This window comes from Rhizosphaericola mali, from assembly GCF_004337365.2.
GTDB lineage: Bacteria > Bacteroidota > Bacteroidia > Chitinophagales > Chitinophagaceae > Rhizosphaericola > Rhizosphaericola mali.
In genome coordinates this window covers 277,445-303,265 of record NZ_CP044016.1, presented here as the reverse complement: position 1 = coordinate 303,265, position 25,821 = coordinate 277,445, and the positions used below count along the sequence as shown (strand labels likewise).

The 25,821-nt window shown below is 34.0% G+C and carries 21 protein-coding genes; 10 read left to right on the top strand and 11 right to left on the bottom strand.

What is annotated here, in order from left to right:
• The first annotated feature begins 3 nt into the window (after positions 1-3).
• From E0W69_RS01210 to E0W69_RS01200, 3 genes are all read left to right on the top strand, one after another.
• Entirely contained in the window at positions 4-393 is a 390-nt protein-coding gene (locus E0W69_RS01210; RefSeq protein WP_131328213.1) for a DUF1398 domain-containing protein, read from the top strand.
• Positions 394-414: 21 nt separating this feature from the next.
• A complete protein-coding gene (locus E0W69_RS01205; protein WP_131328212.1) occupies positions 415-1,524 on the top strand; it encodes a C1 family peptidase in 1,110 nt (369 codons plus the stop codon).
• Positions 1,525-1,642: 118 nt separating this feature from the next.
• Entirely contained in the window at positions 1,643-3,511 is a 1,869-nt protein-coding gene (locus E0W69_RS01200) for a M1 family metallopeptidase (RefSeq protein ID WP_131328211.1), read from the top strand.
• 35 nt (positions 3,512-3,546) lie between these two features.
• On the opposite strand, the gene E0W69_RS01195 is transcribed toward E0W69_RS01200, so the two are convergent.
• Positions 3,547-5,544, bottom strand: a complete 1,998-nt coding sequence (locus tag E0W69_RS01195) for a KUP/HAK/KT family potassium transporter (protein ID WP_131328210.1) — start codon at positions 5,542-5,544, stop codon at positions 3,547-3,549.
• 346 nt (positions 5,545-5,890) lie between these two features.
• On the opposite strand from E0W69_RS01195, the gene E0W69_RS01190 reads away from it, so the two are divergent.
• From E0W69_RS01190 to E0W69_RS01175, 4 genes are all read left to right on the top strand, one after another.
• Positions 5,891-6,811, top strand: coding sequence for a DUF6427 family protein (locus E0W69_RS01190; RefSeq protein WP_131328209.1), 921 nt, complete (start codon positions 5,891-5,893; stop codon positions 6,809-6,811).
• 146 nt (positions 6,812-6,957) lie between these two features.
• Positions 6,958-7,404, top strand: coding sequence for a protein-disulfide reductase DsbD domain-containing protein (locus E0W69_RS01185; protein WP_131328208.1), 447 nt, complete (start codon positions 6,958-6,960; stop codon positions 7,402-7,404).
• A gap of 103 nt (positions 7,405-7,507) precedes the next feature.
• Positions 7,508-9,532, top strand: coding sequence for a protein-disulfide reductase DsbD family protein (locus E0W69_RS01180; protein WP_131328207.1), 2,025 nt, complete (start codon positions 7,508-7,510; stop codon positions 9,530-9,532).
• Positions 9,533-9,582: 50 nt separating this feature from the next.
• Positions 9,583-10,095 carry a TlpA family protein disulfide reductase gene (locus E0W69_RS01175; protein WP_131328206.1) on the top strand — a complete coding sequence of 171 codons (513 nt, stop codon included), beginning with the start codon at positions 9,583-9,585 and terminating at the stop codon, positions 10,093-10,095.
• Between the two features lie 54 nt (positions 10,096-10,149).
• Here E0W69_RS01175 and E0W69_RS01170 read toward each other — a convergent pair whose 3' ends face one another.
• From E0W69_RS01170 to mutL, 8 genes are all read right to left on the bottom strand, one after another.
• Positions 10,150-10,926 (bottom strand): hypothetical protein, encoded by a 777-nt coding sequence (locus E0W69_RS01170; protein WP_131328205.1) that lies wholly within the window; start codon positions 10,924-10,926, stop codon positions 10,150-10,152.
• 22 nt (positions 10,927-10,948) lie between these two features.
• Complete coding sequence (locus tag E0W69_RS01165; RefSeq protein ID WP_131328204.1) at positions 10,949-11,680, bottom strand: hypothetical protein; 732 nt, start codon at positions 11,678-11,680, stop codon at positions 10,949-10,951.
• A 50-nt stretch (positions 11,681-11,730) separates the two neighbouring features.
• A complete protein-coding gene (locus E0W69_RS01160; protein WP_131328203.1) occupies positions 11,731-12,252 on the bottom strand; it encodes a GNAT family N-acetyltransferase in 522 nt (173 codons plus the stop codon).
• On the bottom strand, positions 12,245-12,682 hold the full coding sequence (locus E0W69_RS01155; protein ID WP_131328202.1) for a MarR family winged helix-turn-helix transcriptional regulator: 438 nt from the start codon (positions 12,680-12,682) through the stop codon (positions 12,245-12,247). The genes E0W69_RS01160 and E0W69_RS01155 overlap by 8 nt, the downstream gene beginning before the upstream one ends.
• Positions 12,683-12,757: 75 nt before the next feature.
• Positions 12,758-13,990, bottom strand: a complete 1,233-nt coding sequence (locus E0W69_RS01150; protein WP_131328201.1) for a cation:dicarboxylate symporter family transporter — start codon at positions 13,988-13,990, stop codon at positions 12,758-12,760.
• 121 nt (positions 13,991-14,111) lie between these two features.
• Positions 14,112-15,209, bottom strand: coding sequence for a CobW family GTP-binding protein (locus E0W69_RS01145; RefSeq protein WP_131328200.1), 1,098 nt, complete (start codon positions 15,207-15,209; stop codon positions 14,112-14,114).
• Between the two features lie 112 nt (positions 15,210-15,321).
• A complete protein-coding gene (locus tag E0W69_RS01140; protein WP_131328199.1) occupies positions 15,322-16,431 on the bottom strand; it encodes a mechanosensitive ion channel family protein in 1,110 nt (369 codons plus the stop codon).
• A gap of 242 nt (positions 16,432-16,673) precedes the next feature.
• Complete coding sequence (mutL, locus tag E0W69_RS01135) at positions 16,674-18,566, bottom strand: DNA mismatch repair endonuclease MutL (RefSeq protein WP_131328198.1); 1,893 nt, start codon at positions 18,564-18,566, stop codon at positions 16,674-16,676.
• Between the two features lie 140 nt (positions 18,567-18,706).
• Here mutL and E0W69_RS01130 point away from each other — a divergent pair, with 140 nt between their 5' ends.
• On the top strand, positions 18,707-19,438 hold the full coding sequence (locus tag E0W69_RS01130; RefSeq protein ID WP_131328197.1) for a YebC/PmpR family DNA-binding transcriptional regulator: 732 nt from the start codon (positions 18,707-18,709) through the stop codon (positions 19,436-19,438).
• A 49-nt stretch (positions 19,439-19,487) separates the two neighbouring features.
• Here E0W69_RS01130 and E0W69_RS01125 read toward each other — a convergent pair whose 3' ends face one another.
• Positions 19,488-21,893 (bottom strand): mechanosensitive ion channel domain-containing protein, encoded by a 2,406-nt coding sequence (locus E0W69_RS01125; protein ID WP_191967928.1) that lies wholly within the window; start codon positions 21,891-21,893, stop codon positions 19,488-19,490.
• 231 nt (positions 21,894-22,124) lie between these two features.
• Between E0W69_RS01125 and E0W69_RS01120 the strand changes: the two genes are divergently transcribed.
• Together E0W69_RS01120 and E0W69_RS01115 are read left to right on the top strand one after the other, a co-directional pair.
• Positions 22,125-24,206 (top strand): S9 family peptidase, encoded by a 2,082-nt coding sequence (locus E0W69_RS01120; protein ID WP_131328195.1) that lies wholly within the window; start codon positions 22,125-22,127, stop codon positions 24,204-24,206.
• 21 nt (positions 24,207-24,227) lie between these two features.
• On the top strand, positions 24,228-24,419 hold the full coding sequence (locus E0W69_RS01115) for a hypothetical protein (protein ID WP_131328194.1): 192 nt from the start codon (positions 24,228-24,230) through the stop codon (positions 24,417-24,419).
• Between the two features lie 43 nt (positions 24,420-24,462).
• On the opposite strand, the gene E0W69_RS01110 is transcribed toward E0W69_RS01115, so the two are convergent.
• Complete coding sequence (locus E0W69_RS01110) at positions 24,463-25,794, bottom strand: amidohydrolase family protein (protein ID WP_131328193.1); 1,332 nt, start codon at positions 25,792-25,794, stop codon at positions 24,463-24,465.
• Positions 25,795-25,821 lie beyond the last annotated feature (27 nt).

Genomic DNA, 25,821 nt, shown 5'->3' with positions numbered 1-25,821 from the left:
TCCATGTTTACAGTAACGCAAATAGAAGAAGCGCATGCAAAAGTAAAGTCTGGATCTGGCTTTCCGCAGTACATCCAAGAAATTAAACAATTAGGAGTGCTCCGTTTTGAAACTTGGGTAAAAGACAGTCATACTATATATTTTGGAGCAAATAATTATAGTACACAATCTGTATCTAAATATACAGAATTGACTATAAATCCAATTTTGAATAAAGCATTATTTATCGAAAGATTACGCACGCACCAACAAGGTAACACAGATTATTATACATTTTGCAAAGATTGTGCGGTCAATGGAGTCGTAAAATGGCTCATGGATTTGAATACATTTACATGTACATATTTTGATATTGATAATAATATAGTATTCGAAGAGACCATTCCACATTAATATTTTAAACTATAATTTTATATGAAAAAATTTCTTATTAGTGCTAGTTTGCTAGCCTTATCCTCTCTAACATTCGCACAAGATAATTATACAATTATCAAAAACAATGCGACAACTTCCGTTAAAAACCAAGGTCAATCTGGGACTTGCTGGTGTTACTCAAGTACAGCGATGACCGAAAGTGATGTATTAAAAAATTCTACAAGGCCTCTAGACATTTCCGAAACATTTACCGTATACAATTTGTATTTGGATAAGGCGATTAAATATATCCGCAGACAAGGAAATACCAGATTTACAGAAGGTGGATTGGGACAAGATATGGTCAATGCCGTAGCAGAATTTGGCACCGTACCGCAAGAAATCTATCCAGGAATCGGTGGTGATACAATTATGAAGCACGACTATAAAATGCAAATTGTATTAAAAAAATATTTGGATAGTGTGATTGAAGTTAGCAAGGAAAAATTAGATACAAGTTGGCTCAATGGTTATACGCAAATATTGCAAAGTTATCTAGGAACACCGCCAAGTTCGTTTCAATATGAAGGTAAAGAATATACCCCAAAATCATTTGCAAAAGCATTTATTAAAGAGCAACCATCGGACTTTATCGGCCTAACTTCCTTTACGCATCATCCTTTTTATTCAGAATTTGCGATGGAAGTTCCCGACAACTATAATAGCAATATGTACTATAATCTACCGTTGGAAGAATTTATTCAAACAACAAAAGATTGCATAGCAAAAGGCTACACTTTGACTTGGGATGCGGACGTGAGTAATCAAGGATTCAGACAAGGAAAAGGTCTTGCTCTTTTAACGTTAAATAGTGATGACGCTGCAAAATTTCCAACATTTACAGAACCAACGTATACACAACAATTACGTCAACAACTATTTGATGAGCAGATTATGCAAGACGATCATTTGATGCAAATTACCGGCTTAGCAAAGGATGAGAAAGGCAATGAATTTTTCATAGTAAAAAATTCTTGGGGGGAGGTTGGCCCACACAAAGGATTTATCTATGTGAGTGTTCCATATTTTGCGATTAATACCATTTCAGTAGTAGTGAATAAAAAAGCCGTTCCTAAAAAGGAATTAGACAAATTGAAAGTTCAATTATAATTTGAAAACTATACTTTCTAATACCTCCATTATTTTTATTACTGGAGGTATTTTTATTTAAATAACATAATACATACAATTAGTATATTTGAATACATTTAAAATTAAGACTACACACATGAAAAAAATATTAGCATTGGCAATGCTATTGTATAGTTGGAAAACGCAAGCGCAAGATCATTTGTATGTTCCAAGAGATATTGAAGCGGCTTTTCAAAATCAAACAAGATCAAAAAGTGGATTACCAGGATCGAAGTATTGGCAAAATACTGCGAACTATAACTTAGATATAGAATTTAACCCGACCAATCGGTTATTGTCTGGCGTCGCCAATATTACCTATTTCAATAATAGTCCTGACACGCTAAAGGAAATCGTATTCAAATTATATCCTAATCTTTATCAAGCGGGCGCTATGCGTGTCTATCCAATCGAAAAAGAAGATATCACGGATGGAATGAAGATTGAAACGATGAAAATCAATCAATCGCCACAAAGCATGAAAGAGGTTTCCATTATGGGAACGAATATGTTTGTCCCAGTAAAAGGACTTTTGCCACATGATAGTTTGCATTTTGAGATACACTATAATTATACTTTAAACAAAAAATCACATATCCGCACAGGAGCGATTGATGACAATTCCTTTTTCATCGCCTATTTTTTCCCAAGAATTGCAGTGTATGACGATATTGATGGCTGGAACAAGATTCCTTATTTAGGTACGTATGAATTTTACAATGATTTTGCTCATTTCGATACACATATTACCGTCCCACAAGATTACGCTATCTGGGCGACAGGAGATTTACAAAATGGAAGAGACATGTATCGTCCCAATATTTTATCCAAATTAGCACAAGCAGAAAAATCGGATACAACCATTGATGTAATTACACCAGATGAACTTTCTAAAAAGCTAGTAACTACAGATAAGAAAGAACATTCATTTCATTTTATTGCGGACAACGTAACGGATTTTGTATTTGCATTAAGTGATCATTACCAATGGCAATCCTCGAGTGTAATGGTTGATTCTACAACCAAGCGAAGAACAAGAGTAGATGCTGTATTCAATCCATCTCATCCATCCTATGATCATGTCATTGGTGAAGCGCGCAACACAGTGAACTTAATGAGCCATTATTTACCAAAATGGCCTTATCCATATCCACATGAAACGGTATTTGATGGTTTGGATAAAATGGAATATCCGATGATGGTCAATGACGTTCCTGTAACGGATACGTTAGGTAGCTTCACACTCACTTCGCATGAGATTTTTCACACCATGTTTCCATTTTATATGGGAATAAATGAGACTAAATATGGTTGGATGGACGAGGGTTGGGCGACAGTTGGCGAATGGATTTTGACTGAAAAAGTATTCAACGGTGCCATTGATACATTCGATGTGGATGGATACGCATCTCTTGCTGGTAAAGAAATGGACTTACCTATCATGACGCCAACCTCGCAGATGCAAGGCATTTATTACGAAGGAACGACAGCATTTGCTGTTAATTCTTATCCCAAACCAGGATTGGGATATTTGTATGTGAGAGATTTATTAGGACCTGAATTATTTACCAAAGCCTTGCATCATTATATTGCGACTTGGCACGGCAAGCATCCTATTCCTTATGATTTTTTCAATTGTATGAATGAAGGATCAGGGCAAGATTTGAATTGGTTTTGGAAAATATGGTTTTTCGAATCTGGATTTTCTGATCAAGCAATTGAAACTGTAAAAGATAGTCAAATAACCATTCGTTCCAAAGGAAGAAAACCTACGCCAATTGACTTGTACATCACTTACAGAGATCAATCAAAAGAGAAAATACATCGTACCATTGAAGTATGGAAAAATGGGAATAGCTCGGTAACAATTCCCTTGCATTCTAATAAGAAAATAGAAAAAATCGTTTTGGGTAATTATTTCGATGTAGATATTGATCGCAGTGATAATATTTGGGTAAATAAATAACATGAAAAAGGCTGCAAAATTTGCAGCCTTTTTTACTAATATTTTTCTTTCGGGAAAATCCTTCGTAAAGGAACATCCGAAGAAGGAGATACAATTAATGGGAATTTTTCCACCTGTACATAACTTGGATCTAATCCAAAACCACGCTCTTCACTCAAACTCACTTGTTTTAACCAGAAATAGGATTTCATAATGATCTTATCCCAAATAGACAATTCATTGTCACTTGATAAATATTTTTCCATCACAATAAATTGGAAATCACCAGCGACATTGTTACGCTCCAAACTTTCGTAACGGCTCGTAATATTCACCTCTCTATTTCTTGCAAGATCTTCTACAACCTTACGCAACATCAAGGAAATACGCTGTTCTACACGGAAACCCAATCTAAATTCCACACGAATGATATCATTTGGAATAATATGTTCTACCATAAATTCACAAGTGTATGGATCATCCAAAACATCCACATGCACAAACCAATAAATATCCGCACGTTTTGGTTTACGATTCAATACAGAATATACGATTTTATGTTCAATTTCTTTAGGATTGTCCGCACTTGTCATGTAAACCAAATGGGTTGCATATTTCGCTACTGTTTTGTCATTGCTTAGCTCTTGAATCATTGGGATATAATGTTCCAATTTTACAAATTCCACATATCTATTCTTGATTTTTCGAGCTCTGAACCAAGTGTACATGATGTAAAAAAGAATACCCGCCAATAACACAGTCACATAACCACCGTGTGGAAATTTGTCCAAATTGGCAAATAAGAATGAGAATTCAATAACAAGAAATACGACCAGATACAGCAATATCCAAAGCTTATTTACCCGCTTACCCAACAGATAATTGGCAAATAAAATGGATGTACTAATCATACAGAGCGTAATAGCCAATCCATAAGCTCCTTCCATTTTGGAAGATTCTTCGAAAAATAAGACGATGAAAATGCATCCAAAACAAAGTAACCAGTTGATACCAGGTATATATACTTGTCCTTTTTCTTCTGTTGGATAATTCACTTTTACTTTCGGCCAAAGATTTAGACGCAATGCTTCAGCGATCAAGGTAAATGCGCCAGAGATCAATGCTTGAGAAGCAATAATAGCGGCAAATGTCGCAATGATAATTCCCGGTAACTTAAACCATGTGGGCATCATTCCAAAGAATGCATTAGTGGCTACTTGCACTTCGGGTGCATCTACATATACGCCAGATTTTTGTGCCAATAACCACGCACCTTGTCCCAAGTAATTTAAAATCAAACAAGTTTTTACAAATATCCATGTGTAATGAATGTTTTCCTTACCACAATGTCCCATATCTGAATATAGCGCCTCTGCCCCTGTCGTACACAAGAAAATTGCACCTAATAGCCAAAAACCATGTGGATAATTATACAATAATTCAAATGCATAATAGGGATTCAATGACTTCAATATTGCCCAATACTGCGGAATATTCATCGCACCAAATACCGCTAACATGGCAAACCAAAAGAACATAATTGGACCAAAAAACTTACCGATGGAGGCTGTGCCAAATTGTTGTAGAAAAAATAAAAATCCAATAATCAATATAACAATCCCTACAATCTCACCAGTCGTTATACCAGAAAGATCAATGTACTTGTTATGTATTAATCTTAAACCTTCAATGGCCGAGGTTACAGTAACAGGTGGCGTGATCACGCCATCGGCTAATAATGCTGCACCACCAATCATAGCAGGAATGACTAACCATTTTTTTTGCCGCCTTACCAATGCATACAAACTGAAAATACCACCTTCGCCATTATTATCGGCTTGTAAGGTAAGTATAACATATTTCACTGTTGTTTGTAAGGTCAAAGTCCAGATGATACAAGAAATAGCACCTATGATAAGTCTTTCGTTTATAATACGTCCTCGTACAATTGCATTTAAAACATATAAAGGAGATGTACCGATATCTCCATAAATAATACCTAAGGCAACAATAAGGCCTGCTGCGGAGACACCTTGCAAATGTTTTTTACCCACTTAAAAAGCTTTTATTTAAAAATTTAAATCCAACTTATTTAAAACAAAGAAGTGCAAAATTAAGGGTAGAAATACATATAGTTGTTAGCATAGATCAATATCTTCATTGTATGTGTATTATTTGTTTAGAACTGATTAACATAAAAAATAAAAAATGGTTTAATTCATCAATTCTTAAAAAACATCGCAATGCACTGATTTATATTCTTTAGGCAAATTATATTTGCCCTAAATTAGAGGCTTAATACACAAAAATACCTTATAAGTGCTATCACAATTTAAAGAAAGATCTTCCGCCGGTTTCGTATTGCTTATCATCTTAAGCATATTCGTGCATATACCGTTTATGATAGCTCCGCCTCGGGTTGTTATTCCTGAAGAGTATTATTTATTACATAGGATATTTACCCCATTGAATCAATTCCCAACATTTTTCTTGATTTTTCTATATCAGATTTTAATTGTTGTACAAGGAGTAAGATTATGCAGTGTAGTTAATAATATGCAATTGTTCCCTAAGGAAAATTTCCTCGTCGGAATGGTATACATCTTATTTACCGCAATGCTACCAGATTGGAACAATATTACTGGAGCACTGATTATCAATACTTTATTCATTGAAATCATTGGACAATTTAAAAGATTGAGTACATTGGATAAACCTGAAAAAGCGGTTTTCAATCTGAGTTTTTTTACAGGTATTGCAATTATTATTTACCCACCTTCTATTATATGGGCATTATTGATATTAATCGCATGTATATCATTGGCAAGGTTCAAAATACACCATATCTTAGTGTGGCTGATTGGATTATTATTACCGTTTTATTTCTTAGCTGCTATATTATTCTTAAATAATCATTTAGGACAATTTCTCAGATATATCCCTGATTTTGACCTTACAGACCATAGATCACAGATTAGAGATCCACACTTTGCGATAACGGGAATTTTGATTTTGATTACCACATTTATAGGCATTATTTCTGGACAAAGAAACAGTGGAAAAATCATCATTACAGCAAGAAAGGTTTGGGTATGGATAACAGCAGCATTATTCCTCACTGCATTGATCTATTTTATATTCAAAAGTGAAAATAACAGTGTCTTGTTACTATCCGTATTACCAGCAGCAATTTTATCTGGCAATTCATTTTATTTTGCAAAAAAGAAGTGGATAGCTGGTTTATGGTTTTGGATGTTGATCATGATGATATGGTTTTTAAATTCTAAAATTCCGATTCACATCAAGTGGTTACACATATAAAAACATTGACACTCAATCAATTTGGATAAAATCAAGTATTCTATATTAAAATAGTAGATTTATAGGGTATTTATTTTTAACCTCCAAATTTTTTTTTACAATTTTTTTTGATATAATTTTACTGCTTAAAATTAGAATAATTCAAAATGAAAAGGTCAATTTTAGCTTTAATGCTTGTTTTTAGTGTTGTAGTTGCGTTCGCGCAAGGAAATCCGGTTAAATGGAGTTACAAAGCAGTGAAAAAAGGTCCTGGAGTATATGCAGTGATCATTACTTCTGAATCACCTGCTCCTTGGCACATTTATTCTCAAACAACTCCAGATGGAGGCCCAGTTCCTACCAAAATTACATTTGCAAAAAATCCATTAGTTACCTTAAACGGTGGTGTAAAAGAAGCTGGTGATTTGAAAACTACTCATGACAAAAACTTTGGAGTAGATGTAAAATATTTTTCTGGAAAAACAGAATTTACTCAATTGGTAAAAGTAAAAGGTAAAGTAAGTACTAACTTGAAAGGAACCGTAGAATTTATGGTATGTAACGACCATGAATGTTTGCCTCCATCCAAACAAGAATTTACTGTAAAACTTTAATTATCAACACAATATTCTAGCTATATCGGAAAAGTTTGCCCTCTTGTAAATGGCAAACTTTTTCTTTACTAATCTGCTAATTCATTTTTCAAAGATTTTTTAAATGAAATTTTTCTCACGTATAATTTTGTTTGCGTTGTTGATGTTGCAATTATCAAACACAACACAAGCACAGAAAACTGACAAACCGACCATTACGATTGCGGCGAATCGTGTGAGTGATTCTGTAGTTAATCTGATCATACATACCGAATTACCTACTGGATTCAAATTATTTTCCCTAGCTTCAAAAGCTAAAGATGATGCATTTATCTCATCATTTAGCTTAGATAAAAGTTTGGAGAAATACACCAAACCAGAGGATAAAATAACAGAAGATGGCAAATTGCAATCTGCAACTGATGCGGACGCAGGTCAAGAAATTTTCTTCTTTTCAGACAGCAATACCATATCTGAAACCTTATATATACCTGCTAGTGAAGATATCCGTGTAAAAGGAACTTACAGCTGGTTAGGCAAATTAAATACAGATTTTCCAAGTGGAGACACGACATTTTCTGTTGGGATAAGTGGCAATACAACAGTTGCAACAGGCATAGATACAAACAAATCAAGTGTTGCCAATGCGTCTGTAGAAGAGCCAACAGTTGGAGCAAAAGATTCTTCCGCATTGAGTATTTTTTGGACTTGTTTCTTAGCAGGTTTGATCATGGTGTTTACTCCTTGTGTATTCCCATTAATACCTGTTACAGTAAGTTTCTTTTTGAAAAAAAGTAGCACTAAGGCAGAAGGAGTGCGAAATGCAATTTGGTATTCGTTATCGATCATTTTGATATATACCATTCCGACTTTTATCATCACAAAAGTTGCCGGTGATGCTGCGATGTATAAAATCGCAACTAGTTCGGTTGCTAATATTTTATTCTTCTTAATCTTCTTAATATTTGCTATATCTTTCTTCGGTGCTTTTGAATTAACGCTTCCAAGTAGTTGGGCAAATAAAGCAGATGAAAAAGCTGGTAAAGGCGGTTTATTAGGAATTTTCTTCATGGCATTGACGTTGGTCATTGTATCATTCTCATGCACAGGTCCGATTGTAGGAACTTTGTTGGCACAAGTAAGTGGAACTTCTGCTAAAATGGCTCCTGTTTTTGGAATGTTAGGATTGAGTGCAGGTTTGGCTATTCCATTTTCTTTGTTTGCATTTTTCCCATCATTATTAAAATCCTTACCGAAAAGTGGTGGTTGGTTGAATAGTGTCAAAGTGGTATTCGGATTTGTAGAGTTGGCTTTGGCAATGAAATTTTTGTCTAGTGTAGATTTAATTTATGGATGGCATTTGTTGGATAGAGAAATATTCTTAGTGATTTGGATCGTATTGAGTTTCTTATGTGGCTTATATTTATTGGGTAAATTGAAATTCTCCCACGATAGCGATTTGAAATATATTTCTATCCCAAGATTATTTTTTGCCATTGCAGTCTTTTGTTTTGGCTTGTATTTATTCCCAGGACTTTGGGGGGCACCATTAAAAGCAATGAGTGGATTATTACCTCCGACAACGACACAAGATTTTAATTTGGATGAATTGCAATATAAAATTGGAAATAGTGCGAATGTAGCTCCTGCCGCAGGAACATCAGCCGCATTACCTCCAAAATTGTATACAGATAAATTACATGATGCGCCATTTGGCTTGACTACCTATTACGATTTGGATGAAGGTATCGCCGCATCCAAAGCCTTGAACAAACCAATTATGTTGGATTTCACGGGTCATTCTTGCCCTAATTGTCGTAAAATGGAAAATGAAGTTTGGAGTAATCCAGACGTATTAAATAGATTGAGAAATGATTTTGTCATTATCAGTTTGTATGTGGATGAGTATTCTGATCTTCCATCCAGCCAAGTCTATAAAGATAAAAATGGTAAAGAAATTTCAACATTGGGCGATAAGAATTTGGACTATGAAAAGACTAAATTTGGATTCAATGCACAACCTTTATACATGTTTATCGATGCAGATCAGAAGCCATTGGACAACACCAAATATGGTTATGATCCAGATATTCAAAAATTTATCAAACATTTGGATTTGGTAAAAAGCAATTTCGAAAAAGAAAAATAAAAGATTTGCGTAGTGCAATAGCACTACGCACTTACATCAAATACAATTCTATGCAAAAAGCAATCCTTATACTATTTTCCCTATTTACTATTACAACAGTTATTCACGCGCAAGAATCCAATAATGGGAAACAACTATGGGCAAAGTCTTATTTGAATAAAAAAGCGCCACAATTGCAAGTGGAAAAATGGTTAACCGCCCAACCTGATACTGCAGGTAAATTTATTCTAGTGGATTTTTGGGCAACTTGGTGCGGCCCATGTAGAAAATTCATTCCTTCTTTAAATGAGTTTCAAAAGAAGTTCAAAGATCATTTAGTCGTCATGGGCATAAGTAATGAATCAGAAGAAGTGGTTCATAAAATGAAAACGCCCGTAATTGAATATTCCGAAGCGATCGACCCAAAAGATCGTACTTCAAAAGAATTGGAAATTCAAGGAATTCCGCATGTATTACTCATTGATCCAAAAGGAATCGTCCGTTGGGAAGGTTTTCCATCATTACAAGGCAATAAATTGACAGAACAAACAATTGCAACACTTATAGAAAAATACAAAAGCTAAATTGTACATTCTCTTAAAAACTCAAGGCGTTCCAATATGGAACGCCTTGAGTTTTTATTTGGAAAAATATTTTTTCAAAAATTTGTGGATGTGTTCATAGTCATAGTTGTACTCAGAAATTAAATCTTTCATTAAATCTGGACGATCCGAAGTATAAGCCTTTAGGATATCTCTAACTGCATATTTTGCCTCATCAGAATATTTGTTATTATCGAGATAATACACTTTTGCCAAACCTAAACTATCATTATATAAATACATTATGGAGTTAGTCCCTGCATAAGCAGTGCTTGGATGTAAAGTATTCATACCAAAGGAATATCCAGAATTGTAAATAAAATGATATTCATACCAACGAGTTTTCCCTTTAACTGCTACAGTTACTTTTGTAGTTGTTTTCGTTCCAAACAATGAGCCCCAATCTCCCAAATTAAACGTACTATTTCTATCTGTGTCTGGCAGATAAATGAAATGTTCATCATCATTATGTCCTCGTTTTTTAGCAAGTAAATCCATCCATGTCCAAGTTTTGGAAAATAATCGCTCATCAAATTTGGCATTTGGTAATTCTTGCATTCTTTCAGCTAATCTCCACGGGATATCGTAATAGCTAAAACAAAACACACTATCTAAAGGATAATCGAAACTTTTACCACCTTTTTTCTCTTTTACGCGCATAATATTACGCTCCATATCCACTTTGGCGATAAAATAATCTTTAATCGTATCTTGATTAAAGTTGATAATGTAATTATCATACGCCTGCCCAAATGATTGTTGTGTAGTAAATAAAAAGCAACTCAATATTGAGAGAATCCACATTTTTTTCATAAAGTAATTTTGGTAGGTGTTTTTATTTGGAGAAATATTTTTTCAAAAATCTGTGGATGTGATCATAGTCGAATTTTTTATCAGCAAGAAATGGATTCAATAAATCTGGTCGATCACCCAAATAAGCAGTAAATATTTCTGACAAAGCTTCGACTTGTACTTTTAAATAATAATCAGGATCTAAAAAGCCAATTTTAGTAAGGCCAAGATTATCATTATAAAGGTACATCATTGAATTTTTTCCCAATACAGAACTAGAGTAATGAGTAAATTCATACTCATACCAACTATTTATGCCTTTTGTATTAACACGTACTTTAGTTTGTGTTCTAGTTCCAATTACCGACCCCCAATTACCCAGATTATATGTCTCATTATCTCGACTTTCGGGGAAAAAAATATCATAAATAGAAACCTCTTTTCGTTTTTTACTAAGTAAGTCAAAAAAGTTTTTTTGCTTATCAAACATCCTTGGTTTGTTAGAATCTTTAGGATTTTCCATTTTTTCAGCTAAATACCAACCTGTATTTTTAAAATAGAAATATCGTAAACTATCTAATGGAAATTCCCAATGTTGCCAACTATCACTATCCGTCAATTTTATTACATTTTCACCAGGATTTACTTTGACTACAAAACGATTGTGTAATGTATCATTATTCACAGTAACAACATAGTCATGATCACTTTGGGCAAAAGATTTGAGAATAGTAAATAGCGTTAAAATTATACTACTACAAAATAATTTTATCATCGATTAGTTTGGGTTTTATTTGCAAGGATAAGCATTTTCTAAGAATTCATTCAACTAAACTTAGAAGTATTTAAGTCTAGTCTTTTTTCCAAAACTTCCTTACCAAAAGTCTTGGATCTAATCTCTTGTGTCAAGCAGAATCCAAACTTTTTATATAAGGCTATGGCAGAATCCAATCCATCCATAGTCCATAAGAAAGCTGAACTAAACTTTTGACTATGATAATAATCCATAAACAAGCCCATCAGTTTTTTACCAAGACCATGTCCACGAAATTGTGCGTCAATAAAAAAATATCTCAATTGAGCTACATTATTCTCTTTGTGCACCAAAACCAAGGAGCCTATCATCTGACCATCGCATTCGCAAATCCATACACGGTCCTTGTCAGGATTATAATTTTTAAGAAACTCCGACACTCCTTTCATTACATAATTTTCAAAATCTAATCCAAAATTATATTCAGTATTATACAACAATGCTTGTTTGTAAATTATAAAAGAAGCATCTCCTGGTTTTAATTCAGTTCTAACTATTATATTTTTTGATAAATCTGTACTATTATTATTCATTCGTCATAGTTTTATTTAACAAATCAGTTATTTGCCCAAATGCGTCAATCAAAGTAATTTGTTCGGCAGTAGATAATTTACGTAAAATCATTTCAGCTTGTGAAGAAGACGCAAAATCTAATTTTTGTATTTCATCCATTCCAAGATTGGTTAGTTGGAGTGAATTAACTCTCTTGTCCTCTGACGAAACAATTCGGCTGATAAGTTTTTGGGCTTCAAATTTTTTCAAAATCCGACTCAAATAACCTTTATCCATTTGTAGAAGTTCCAATAATTCTAAAGCCTTTATATTCTCCTTTTGAGAAATCTCGTAAAGGATCCTAGCTTCAATCAAGGTATAACCACTATTCAAAATCTGTTTATTCAATAGACCAATGACATTCGTATAAAATCTATTAAATCTTCTAAACGTTTCAATATTGTCTTTCATAAAACAAAACTATTTCAATTAGTTGAATTAGTCAACTAATTGAAATAGTTTTAACATAATTGAATAATCAATCTGTTATTCTGCAATAGAATCTTTGCCCGGAATTAAATGTAATTCTTTTTCACTTTTGGAAATAACAATCGTCGCGATTCCATTGCCGATTACATTGGTTAAGGCTCTTGCTTCACTCATAAACTTATCCACCCCTAATAAAAAGCCCAACCCCTCTAATGGGATTTTATGAATAGCCGTTAATGTAGAGGCTAATACGACAAATCCACTTCCAGTCACACCTGCAGCACCTTTGCTTGTTATCATTAATATCAATAGTATGGAGCCTAGTTCTTCAAAACTTAAATGCACATTGTACAACTGCGCGATAAACAAAACAGACATACTCAAATAAATCGCCGTACCATCCAAATTAAAAGAATATCCTGTCGGAATAACCAATCCCACGACAGATTTACTGCAACCCATCGCCTCTAATTTTTGCATCATAGCTGGTAATGCAGGTTCGGAAGACGAAGTTCCCCAGACGAGCAATAGTTCCTCTTTAATGTGTTGTAAAAATTTGAATAAATTGACTTTACAATAAAAATGGAGTATCGGCCACAATACGCAAAGGATAAACAAAATCATCGTTGCATATACAGAACCTACTAATTTACCCAAAGGAATCAACGTTTTAATTCCATAGTTACCCACAGCAGAAGCAATACCTCCAAATGCGGCTAATGGAGCGAGATACATCACCAATTTCAAAGCCATGAAAACATATTTTTCAACGAAATGGAATTTTTCGATGACTTTATCTTTGAACTTTAATTTATTAACTACAATTCCAGTGATGATACTGACGATTAAAACCTGTAGTGTAAAATTTGTTTTAATCAAATGCAAAAGGCTAATGTCTTGTTTTGGACCCGTTGTATATTTGGAGGCGTCTCCATGATGTAATTTGGATATATCCACACTGCCAGGTTGGAAGTAATGGGCGATCAAAATACCAATAGCTAAGGAAAAAATGGAAACCACCTCAAAATACATCAGCGCTTTAAATCCAATACGTCCCACTTTTTTCAAGTCACCCATACTACTAATACCCGTAACCAAAGTCAAAAAGATAATCGGTCCAGTAAAAACTTTGATTATTTCAATAAAATAATGGCTGATAACATCCATTTTCTTCGCCATCTCGGGCGCAGTAACACCCAAAATGGTACCAACAATAATCGCCACAAATACCCAAAGTGCAATATTAGTTAAGACTTTATATAATTTAGATTTTTCCTTTTTTTGTTCCATCACACATCGTCAGATTAGTACATCAATAATTGGTACAAAGTATATGTTTTTTACAATAAAAAAAAGAAGCTTGAAAACTAAATCGTTTTCAAACTTCTTCCTTCTTACTAAAAACTATAAACTATACCTTTTCAACTACTTTTGTTTGACAATCACGAATTGCCTTTTCTACTTGTTCTTCGTTAATTCCTTTCCCAATGAAAACTAAACGACTTATTTTTTCTTCATTTTCTTTCCAAGCTTGTCCGTCGGTAATTGTTAGAAGTGTACCGACTAACTGCACGACCAATCTGTTTGGAATATCTTTCACATGAACAAATCCTTTGACACGATAAACTAAATTGTCATTATCATTCAAAATGTCGATTAAGGCATCTTGTAATTTTTCCAAATCAAATACACCGTCATATTTTACACTAAAAGACTCAATACCGTGATGGTGACTGTGATGCTCACAATGCTCTCCATGTTCATGATGATGTCCTTCATGTGCATGATCGTGGTGGTCATGGTGATGATGTTCATGATCGTGGTCGTGATGATGTTCTTCTTCTATTTCTGCTTCATATTGATTTTGCGTATCTTCCATGATGGCGTTGTCAATATTTTCACGTGTCAATTGGCGAATTTTATCGATAGGATAACCATCTTTATTATTTCCTTCCAAAACTGTCGCCCAAGGATTGATATCTTTTAAAATATGTTTAATTTGATGCAATTTATCGGCATCAACTAAATCGGTTTTTGTAATTAAAAGAATATCGCTAAAGGCAATTTGTTTGCGCGCCTCTTCCGTATTTTCCAATTCACTTTCGATAAATTGCGCGTCCACCAAACAAATAACACGATCCAATTTGTAGAAATTTTCCATATTCGGATCTTCCATAAATGGCATGGCAATAAATCCTGGATCAGCGATACCTGTCGCCTCGATAATCATTTCATCAAATTTGTCACGATTGGACCACATTTGGCGTAATAATTCGAATAATTCATTATTCAAACTACAACAAACACAACCATCACTAAAAGAGAAAATCTTATCTCCTGCTCCGATAACCAATTCTGAATCTATATTTTCTTCGCCAAACTCATTCTCAACGATGATCGGACGTTTGGTGGTATCTGATTTAATTAAAGCGTTTAAAAAAGTTGTTTTTCCAGCACCCAAAAATCCTGTAAGAATGGTGACTGGTTTTGCTTGATTATTATTTTCCATAATGTTGTATTCGGGTCATTATGGCCCTTATTTTTTGATAGGGTAAAGTTACTACTATTCAAACTTTACCTTTTCAACTATTTAAAATTTTAACGAAATATGACATGAAATACTATAGCACAATTTTTTCCTTAGACATTTCTATCCTCGTTTTACTCAATGCATTTGGATAATTAGCAACAATGTACTGAATCATCCCCTCGCGTATATCACAACGTAATTGAAATAGCGGACCACTTTCTTTGGCACTCATCAAGAGACGAATTTCCATACATTTTTCTTTCAAATCCGTGACATGCACCACATTGACTTTTTTATCCCAAATCGGATTTTGTTCCAATAATCGAGTGAACTCTGCTCTAATTTTTTCTAACGGAACGGAGTAATCTACATACAAAAAGGAAGTTCCAAGTAAATCGGCAGTTGTTCTTGTCCAGTTTTGAAATGGTTTTTCTATGAAATAATTAATTGGCAAAACCAATCTTCTTTTATCCCAAATATTCACCACCACATAAGTCAGCGTTATTTCTTCTACACGTCCCCACTCTCCTTCCACAACCAAAACATCATCCAAACGGATTGGTTGTGTAAATGCAATCTGAAAGCCGGCTAATAGATTTCCCAGTGATTTTTGTGCAGCGAACCCAATAATAATCCCACTAATACCGACACCTGTCAACATCGTCGTACCTAATTCTCTAAATCGTTCGAAACTTAAAAGCAATACACATATGGTAATCACGACAACACAAGCCACCAATATGCGGCTGATAAATTGTATCTGTGTAGTCACCTTTCGTTCTTTTAAATTGTCGGTATCATTTTTATGAAAATAAAAATATACTTCATCTCTTGCGATATAAATAAGTCCGATAATAATCCATGCAATACTTATAATGATGGCAAATGTCAAAATTTTAAGAAAAATCAGATTGACATGTGGCGACATAGGAAGATAATCTACAAAACCATACAATAACGCAAAAGGCAGCAAAAAAGTTAGGGGACAATTAAGGTATTTTATGCAAGATTCAAATAAATGCTCTTTGTCCATCGATTTTCCTAATTGCACTGCTATTTTTCGTAAAATATACTGCAAAATTTTCCCAACAAATATCACTAAAACGATTACGACAAGGAACACTATAATATTACTTATTCCTTCTGGAATTCCTTTTAATTTTAATACATCGAGCAATGGAGAAATGAAAAATAATCTCATAATTCTGTGTTTTTTGATGATTACTAAACGTAGAGGTTCTGCGATAATGTAAACAAAAAACCTATATAAAAAAAATTGGCCCCGATGGAAATCGGAGCCGCAACCAAAACTAACTGTTTATGAGAAAATTGACTACTTGCCGCAAAGCTAAGTAAAATATTTTAAATTATTCAAATATAATTGATAATATATAGCATTTATTAACAATACAATCACAATTCAGCCCTATTTTTGTTAAATTTCTATTTCATCCCAAACAGGCGATCAATGTAATCTTCTTTAAACAATACGTATGTAGGTATATCTCCCGTTGGTGAAATAGAAAATATTTTACAACTAAATAATTGCTCTACTAGGTTTTGCATTTCTTCTTGACTTAAAACCTTACCAGATTTGATCGCTTGTTGACGCGCTAAACAACGAACAATTTTTTCGCGTTTACTGAATTTAATGTCGCTGGAGAAATGTTTGAATTGTTCCAATAATAATTCGATTATATGCATTTCATTACCATCGGTAACATCGACCGGCACACCTAAAATAGTAAATTTATTCGTCGAAGACTTTTCGATTAAATAACCAATCTTTTTCAATTCTGTAGATAAATCTTCTAACAGAAAGGCATCCGCTGGAGCTAATTCCAACTCAGAAGGAAACAATAATTGTTGAATAGCAGCATGTTTTTCATGCGACATTTGGCTGTATTTTTCGTACAAAATGCGTTCATGTGCAATTTGTTGATGTACTATACACAACCCTTGATCAGATGAAACAAGAATATAAGTCTTGTGCAATTGCAAATATTGTGCATTCTCTGGAATGATTTTCTCACTTTTTTCTTCCGAAAATAAATGCTCTACAGGCACAGCACTTGGCGTCAAAATATCTGGCGCCGCGGACCAATCTTTTGGAAATTCAGGAAAGCTATTTTCTTCTTTTCTCACAGAAGGTTCGAAGAAATTTTGCCAATCTTGCAATTCCTTTTTTTCCTTAGACGAGTCTATAAAATGTGCCTGATTTTTTTGGGTAAATGTTTTGAACAAATTGGATGATTGCGCATCTGATTGTTTGTCCTCTGAAAAAGGTTGCGTCAAAGCATTCAGATTTTGAATATCTGCATTCAAAGTAAAATCCAAAGTCGGAGCCACGCTAAATTGTGCTAACGCATGTTTTATCGCTGCTTGAACGAATGCATAGATAATTTTTTCATCTTCAAATTTGATTTCTTGTTTGGTTGGATGCACGTTGATATCCACTTCGGATGGATCCAACTCAATAAACAAAACATATAAAGGGAAACTTTCCTTTGGCAATAATTGATCAAATGCATTGGTCACTGCATGATTGAGATACGGACTTTTGATAAAACGATTATTGACGAAAAAATACTGATCACCTCTTGTTTTACGTGCAATTTCTGGTTTTCCGACAAATCCTTCAATATTCAAATAATCTGTATGATCAGAAACATTTACTAATTTGGAATTCAGATTATTGCCCAAAATCTGCACCACACGCTGTTTCAAACTACCACTATCCAAATGAAACATTTCTTGTCCGTTACTTGTCAATGAAAACGACAGAGCAGGGAAAGCCATGGCAACATGGATAAATTCATCTACAATATGGCGCATTTCAGCAGCATTGCTTTTCAAAAAATTGCGACGTGCCGGTATATTGAAAAATAAATTTTTCATACTGATGCTCGTTCCTAAAGGCGCTGCACATGGTTCGTGCAATTTTACTTCGCTATTTTCTACTTCGAGATAAGTACCCAATTCATCTTCTTTTCTTCTGGATTTCAATTCCACTTGTGCCACCGCAGCCACAGAAGCCAAAGCCTCTCCACGGAAACCCATCGTTTTTATATTGAAAAGATCTTCTATTTGTTTGATTTTGCTCGTTGCATGTCTTTCGAAACATAGACGTGCATCCGTAAAACTCATTCCTTTTCCATTGTCCACCACTTGGATCAATGCTTTACCCGCATCCTGGACGATGAGTTTAATCTCTGTCGCACCCGCATCCACGGCATTTTCCAACAATTCCTTCACGGCGCTTGCTGGTCTTTGGATGACTTCGCCGGCGGCGATCTGATTGGCTATATTATCTGGTAATAATTGTATGATATCCACGCTAAAACCTCACATTTGTATTGAATCTGCAAATTTACTGATTAATATTAAGGGTATCAATTTTCTAACTTTTTGAATTGCAATTGAAAGTGTACTTTTGCCACCCAAATAGAGATTTAAAATATTAGAAATATCATTGTATGGGAAGAATGTTTGAGGTCCGCAAGGCAAGTAAGTTCGCTCGTTGGGACCGTATGGCTAAACAATTTACAAGAATTGGTAAAGAAATTACGATTGCAGTAAGAGCTGGCGGCGGCATCGGAGATATCAATGACAATCCAATGTTACGTCGCGTCGTACAAAATGCACGTGGTATCAATATGCCCAAAGATCGTATTGATGCAGCTATCAAAAGAGCGGTAGAAGGAAAAGATACGAGCAACTATGCAGAGGTTATTTACGAAGGTTATGGCGCGCATGGTGTTGCAATCTTGGTAGATACGTCTACAGATAACACGACTAGAACGGTTGCTAATTTGCGTTCCTATTTTTCTAGAAATGGTGGAGCATTGGGCACTTCTGGTAGCGTACAATTTCAATTTAAACAAATGGGGGTATTCAAATTGAATCCCGAAGGTTTGGATGAAGAAGAATTAGAATTAGAGTTGATCGATGCTGGCTTGGAAGAAATTGGTGAAACAGAAACAGAAGACGGTAAAAAAGTATTGGAATTGAGAACTGCATTTGCTGATTTTGGTAATATGCAAACGGCCTTAGAAGCGAAATCTCTTGTGCCTATCAGTGCAGAAGTTGAATGGATTCCAAATGTTACCGTTCCTGTAACAGACGAACAAGCAGAAGAAGTAAGCAAATTGATTGATATTATCGAGCAAGACGATGATGTGAATAAAGTATTTCACAACATGGCTTAATTTCTCTACAAACTATAAAAAAATGTTGGACAAATTGTCCAACATTTTTTTATTTACCTAAGTCATAAGGATCATGTGGAATTTGAATATTATGTTCCAATAATCGCGCATAAACAGCATACATCAAATTTCCCTTAATAGTAGGAATATCATCTAATTCAGATACCCAAAAAAAGGCTTTCATTATTACTGCCGTACTAGCAAACTCACTAATCGTTATAGCGACTGGCGGATTTTTCAAAACATTTTTATTCTCCTCAAAAACATCCGATACAAGTTTTTTAACTAAATACAAATCTGTACCATAAGCAATTCTAAAAGAGAAAAAATCTCTTTTTCTACGATCCTTCAATGTCCAGTTCGTAATTTGTTGGGAAATTAGATCTCCGTTAGGTACGATCACATCGGCACCTTCTGTAACTTTTAATTTACTGGAACGAACGCCTATTTCGCTAACAGTCCCAGACTTATCCCCAATCTCAATAGAATCGCCCACTTGAATCGGTCTTTCAAATGCTAGAATAATTCCAGATACTAAATTATTGACGATATTTTGCAAGCCGAAACCAATACCTACACCTAAGGCGCCTATAATCAACGTAATCTTATCCAATGGTATTCCTGACGCAGCAATCGCTATTAAAAACCCGATAGTCAATATTGATAATCGAATTAATAAAGTCATCGTTCCCAATTTATTACGCTTTGTTGATGATGTATCTTGATCTCCACCTAACGCAAAACTCACAAAACGACTAACTATGGAGGATACCCAAATCACAAAAACAAATATGAATATGGAATAAAATGTAAAATCAAATTGCCCAATATGGATATGATGATTAAAAATGAAATCAACTATAAATAAAAATAATCCATACAGATTCATACTATGAAAAATACCTATACACCATGCCACCATTCCGATAAAAGCAAAAATGCGCATATATTTACTTTTCAATTCGATATAATTGATAAATGCTGAAAAGCGACTACCTTTATTTGCTTCCGTTTGAATATAAATAAACTCTAATGCCACCTGGCAAAACATACGCATCGAAACACCAATAATTAATACTTGTATAGAAGTAAATCCAAATAATTTCATTGGGGTTGTCAATCCACCTAAATTAAATAATAGAGAAAATACAGCAAATATGATAGAAATAATCATAACCACATTTGTCACCCAAGACTTGGCAATTAAGGACGTATAGCTCGAATTAAACTTAAATACGGCCAAATTTGTTAATATTAAAGCAATACACAATAGAAATAATAACCAACGCTCTCCAAAAGTTGGATCCAATAATTGATTATCCAATATAAATCCTACACATATAAGTGCCGATATGAGGATCATGATACGTCCCTTAAATAATAAATAAGGCCATAGAATGGCCACAAAAAGGACCAATTGAATTAGCTCAACTAGATTTAAAAACGAATATGGAGGATTTAAGAAAAAGAAGGGGAAATAATTACAAAAGGCAAATAAAGTGGTTAATAGAATACTTCGTTTAAAATATTTAACAGGTGTCATTATCGTTTCATAGTCTTCATTTTTCTTAATTTTACGACGATTATTCCAAGATATAATACCTGTAACCAATAAAAAAAACATCCCCCAACACAACACTCCAATTTTACGCTTTAAGTAAATACCCACTATTTTAAAAGTTCGTGAAAAGGAAGATCCTAACGTTGCCCAAAATGGCTGTTGATAATAGTTCGATTTTAATTTAAATAAGGATGGTGCATCTGGTTTCCACATTTGAAAATACTTATTTTCCTCCATGTACTTCAAATCAGAAAGTAAATCATTTAATTTTAAAATTGCTGTTGACGTTTGGTTCCTCGCAAGATTTATTCTTGTCAATAAAGCAATTTCTGAAGTATCTAATTGTTGTCCATCTTGATAAATATTATTCAATTGAACTTTTAAATCAGTACTTAAACCTGTTAACTTAAAAATGGGATCTTTCAATATACGCTTTACATCTCTATTATTTTGCATTAAACGACTCGCATAATTAGCCAAACTTTCCGATTTTGGATCTAAATCATTTAGATTTTCAGTCAATAAAATAATGCTTGTATTGATCATCTGAATATTGAAATTGCGATTACCTTTTTCAATACGAGTTTGCATCTTGTCTACAATTTTGTTGACCATAGCCACCTCTTGCATCAGATCACTCATGTCCAATGTATCTCGCACACTTCTATGAGAATAATGAATGGTTGCATTATATTTTTCCACTTTATTGGCAACGAAGGGAATTAAAGTATCCCCTAATACGGCTTTTTGAATAGCTATTGTATCTTCTTTCGTTGCCACAATAGACATAGTATCTCGTTTCAAAGAATCCAAGATAATCTGATCCAGTGTATCTTTCTTTTTAGCTTCCTTTTTACGCTGTGCTTGGAGCGTGCTAGCACAAAAAAAACTCATTATTATAATCCATAAAAATGAGTTGAATTGGTTCCAATGTAATTTATTCATCATATCCTTTCCAATAGATATACGATATTACAAAAAAGCTGCCGAAATGCTTTTTTTATTCTTTTTAGATATTTTTATTGCATAACATAATTGCATCTTTCTTCATTTTACAAAACAAAAACGCAAATAAACGCATTCTTAATTTTATATTTACATCTTCATAAATTAAAATTAGACTACATGAATTATATAAAAAATACATTTTTATTTCTTTTTCTCATATTGATTTGCCGGACAACAAAAGCACAACAATTTATGATGAAATCTATTTTAGATTATCCAATAATTAGTGATTTAAATGTTGGAAGTGACTATTATAGTCTATATTGGGTTGCAGGAAAAAAGGGAGCCAGAAATATATATTATTATGATCCTACATCTAAAAAAACACATAGGTTAACTAATTTTACCTCAGAAGAGGAGTTAGAAATTTCTCAACTTCAAATCAATTCAAAACAGCAAATTCTCGCATTTGTAAGAGGAGGAGATCATGGAGGATATTTAAACCATTTGCCCTTAAACCCCAATTCAAATCCAATAAATCCCGGAATATCCATTTGGATCTTTTATCTGAAAGACAACCGAATGGAAAAAATTGCGCTAGGTGATAACTTTCAATTATCTCCTGATGGCAAAAAAATTGCATTTACCCAAAACGGTGATATTTGGATGTGCCACCTCGACCATCCTTATGAGCAAAAATTAGCCGTAAATATTTTTGGAAAATGTTCTGATCTTCAATGGTCACCAGATAGTAAACAACTAGCATTTGTTTCCAATAGAAATCAACATTCGTTCCTTGCTATTTACACAGATAGTACGACACCTATTAGATACATCGATCCTAGTTTTCAAAAAGATAATAATCCCAAGTGGTCCCCCGATGGTCGGCAACTTGCTTTTATCAGGCATTTTGAACAGAGAATTCCCACCGATAGTATCCTAAAACGAATTCCTGAAAAGTGGCAAATTAGACTATATAATCTTACAAATGGCACAACCGATAGTCTGTACTCTTCTAAAAACACATTAGCCAGTGGCTCCGAACCCAATACAAGTGGAGGGTTTAATTTGAATTGGGTAAATAATCAACAAATCTATTTTTTGTCTAATGCTAATAATTGGACGAATTTATATTTACTAAATACGAAAGGTAAAAGTGTTCAAAACATTACCCCAGGAAATTATACTGTCGAGTATCCCACATTATCACCTGATAAAAAATCTATCGTTTATAGTTCCAATTTTCAAGATATAGACCGCCGTCATTTACAAAAAGTCAATATCGAAAATGGGAAAATAACCCTTCTAACGAGTGGAAATAATTCAGAAGTTTATCCACACTTATTAGCAGACAACGAAAGTTTATTTTATCTAAAATCAGAAGCAACTACACCTCCATTACCCGTATTAAATTCAAATAATAAAAACATCAATATTGCTGAGGTCGGTCCTTCATTCCCCCAAATAGGTGAACTTGTCTCTCCAAAAGAAATTACCTTCCCATCAACTAATGGATTTACAATACATGGGCAACTATTTCTTCCGAACAATAAAAGCAAACATTTTCCTATAATTTTATTCCTACATGGAGGACCTAATAGGCAAATGATTTTAGATTGGCATTATTCCTCCTATTATTCCAATTGTTATGCCGTTAACCAATATTTGCTTAACCATGGATATGCAGTCCTTTCTATAAACTATAGAAATGGTATTGGATATGGATATGCATTTGACGAGCCCGAGAATACCTATAGTCAAGGAGCTTCAGAGTATGAAGACATTTTGGCTGCAACCAAATGGATAAAGACTCAATCAAATTTAGACTATAATAAAATAGGTGTTTATGGTGGTTCATATGGAGGATATTTGACTTCGTTAGCCTTGAGTAAAAACTCAGACATATTCAAAGCAGGAGTTGATCTTCACGGCGTGCATTTTCACGAACCCGAAGAAGCTATCAATAAATATTCAGAAGCGCCAGATTTAAAGCAATCCTTAGAAATAGAAAAAAAATCATTCGCACTAAATTACGTTGCAAATTGGACATCTCCCGTCCTACTTATTCATGGAGATGATGATCGAAACGTTGATTTTATACAAAGTAAGAAACTTGCAGATCAACTTGAAAATTACCATGTACCATTTGAATATTTAGTAATCCCTGACGATTCTCATCATTGGATGAAATACAGCAATCAAGTAAAAATTGATCAAGCTACAGTTGACTTTCTAATGAAACATATCCCGATTAATTAAATATACTTTTATCTTTACGCTATGGAAAAGAAAGGAAAAGGAATTGTATTATTAACTATTGGCATCCTCATTATATTATCAGCATGGATCATCCAGCCATTTATGAATGAGAACAAAAATATCCAAAGCGGTCTTTTAGGTGGGGGATTTGCTCTCGCATTGTTCAGTTTTGTATTCCTCATCAAACCGCCACAAAAGAAAAACAGGTTGTAAATATTTAAAACCTGTTTTTCTTTTTAATTTAAAATTAGCACATTTATTTTTTCAAATTATATTTATACATATAACGATCATATAATTCAGTTTGCTTATTTTGTAAACTAACATCTCTTCCTTGAATATAAGCTTTATCCAAAATACTGGATTTCATATCCAAAATGTCGCCCTCAGATATTATTACATTGGCATCTTTTCCAACTTCTATAGTTCCTGTTTTATCATCAATACCCAAAATTTTAGCTGCATTTAATGTAATTGCCTCCAGGGCCTCTTCTTTTGTTAACCCATAAGCAGCTGCTGTACCTGCATTAAACATCAGATTTCGATATCTCGTTTCCTCGTGTGTATCATTTAAGGCAAATAAGACACCAGCTTTTTGCAATAAATAAGGCGTTTTATATGGTTGATCCACATCATCATCTTGGTTGGTAGGTAGAGAATGTTCCTCCTTAAGAATAACAGAGATATTATTTGTTTTAAGTAAATCTGCGATACGCCAGCTTTCTGTGCCACCAACAATTACAACATCAAATCCGAATTCTTTAGAAAAATCAATAGCAGCCAACATTTGTTTAACTTCATTCGCATGAACAAATAATTTTTGCTTTTTTTCAAACAAACCTCTAATAGCTTCAAATTTGATATTATGTTCTGCAGGAACACTTTCTGCTAAATAGGATTGTGCTTGTCTAAAAAATGCTTTCATTTCTTCTAAAGTTTCAATGGCCTTCTTTTCGGCACCACCTTCCTCAGAAGCATCCATTCCCATCATACGCATATACATCGCCATCCTACTAGGGCGGTTAGAAAACGAGGGCAAATGAACATGCAAATTATTATCTACTTTATAACTTGCATCTTCCCAATTCCAGGCATCTAACTGCACAACAGAAGAAAGCCCCGCAACTGTACCCGCCTGAGGAGATACACTTGCTAATAAAATTCCATTGGTACGCAAGGTTCCAATAATCATCGATGTAGCATCATAAGCAACTATAGAACGAATATCTGAATTATAGTCTCCCAACTCTTCATAGTCATCACTACCGGGTGTTGCAGCACCAATTTCCTTTAAACCTAAATCCGTATCTGAGAGAATAAGTCCAGGATATATTTGTTTATTCGAAGCATCTACAATTTTTATAGTCTCACTAGCTGCCGGAACATTAATATTTGTTCCGATTTCAGATATTTTACCATTAGAAAAAACAACTGTAGTATTTTCGAGTACTTTGCCATTACCCACGTGTACCGTAGCATTAACTAGGTATGTCTTACCAGAAAAGGATTTAGCCGGATAAATATTTTCTTGCGCTTTAGATGACAAGATTGTTGCACAAATGGATAAACTTAGTAATATTTTTTTCATTTCAATAAATTCAATAAGGGTTAAAAA

Coding starts and splice junctions, on each gene's coding strand:
- E0W69_RS01210 (WP_131328213.1), top strand. CDS start 4: ATGTTTACAGTAACGCAAATAGAAGAAGCGCATGCAAAAGTAAAGTCT.
- E0W69_RS01205 (WP_131328212.1), top strand. CDS start 415: ATGAAAAAATTTCTTATTAGTGCTAGTTTGCTAGCCTTATCCTCTCTA.
- E0W69_RS01200 (WP_131328211.1), top strand. CDS start 1,643: ATGAAAAAAATATTAGCATTGGCAATGCTATTGTATAGTTGGAAAACG.
- E0W69_RS01190 (WP_131328209.1), top strand. CDS start 5,891: ATGATAGCTCCGCCTCGGGTTGTTATTCCTGAAGAGTATTATTTATTA.
- E0W69_RS01185 (WP_131328208.1), top strand. CDS start 6,958: ATGAAAAGGTCAATTTTAGCTTTAATGCTTGTTTTTAGTGTTGTAGTT.
- E0W69_RS01180 (WP_131328207.1), top strand. CDS start 7,508: ATGAAATTTTTCTCACGTATAATTTTGTTTGCGTTGTTGATGTTGCAA.
- E0W69_RS01175 (WP_131328206.1), top strand. CDS start 9,583: ATGCAAAAAGCAATCCTTATACTATTTTCCCTATTTACTATTACAACA.
- E0W69_RS01170 (WP_131328205.1), bottom strand. CDS start 10,926: ATGAAAAAAATGTGGATTCTCTCAATATTGAGTTGCTTTTTATTTACT.
- E0W69_RS01165 (WP_131328204.1), bottom strand. CDS start 11,680: ATGATAAAATTATTTTGTAGTAGTATAATTTTAACGCTATTTACTATT.
- E0W69_RS01160 (WP_131328203.1), bottom strand. CDS start 12,252: ATGAATAATAATAGTACAGATTTATCAAAAAATATAATAGTTAGAACT.
- E0W69_RS01155 (WP_131328202.1), bottom strand. CDS start 12,682: ATGAAAGACAATATTGAAACGTTTAGAAGATTTAATAGATTTTATACG.
- E0W69_RS01150 (WP_131328201.1), bottom strand. CDS start 13,990: ATGGAACAAAAAAAGGAAAAATCTAAATTATATAAAGTCTTAACTAAT.
- E0W69_RS01145 (WP_131328200.1), bottom strand. CDS start 15,209: ATGGAAAATAATAATCAAGCAAAACCAGTCACCATTCTTACAGGATTT.
- E0W69_RS01140 (WP_131328199.1), bottom strand. CDS start 16,431: ATGAGATTATTTTTCATTTCTCCATTGCTCGATGTATTAAAATTAAAA.
- E0W69_RS01130 (WP_131328197.1), top strand. CDS start 18,707: ATGGGAAGAATGTTTGAGGTCCGCAAGGCAAGTAAGTTCGCTCGTTGG.
- E0W69_RS01125 (WP_191967928.1), bottom strand. CDS start 21,893: ATGAGTTTTTTTTGTGCTAGCACGCTCCAAGCACAGCGTAAAAAGGAA.
- E0W69_RS01120 (WP_131328195.1), top strand. CDS start 22,125: ATGAATTATATAAAAAATACATTTTTATTTCTTTTTCTCATATTGATT.
- E0W69_RS01115 (WP_131328194.1), top strand. CDS start 24,228: ATGGAAAAGAAAGGAAAAGGAATTGTATTATTAACTATTGGCATCCTC.
- E0W69_RS01110 (WP_131328193.1), bottom strand. CDS start 25,794: ATGAAAAAAATATTACTAAGTTTATCCATTTGTGCAACAATCTTGTCA.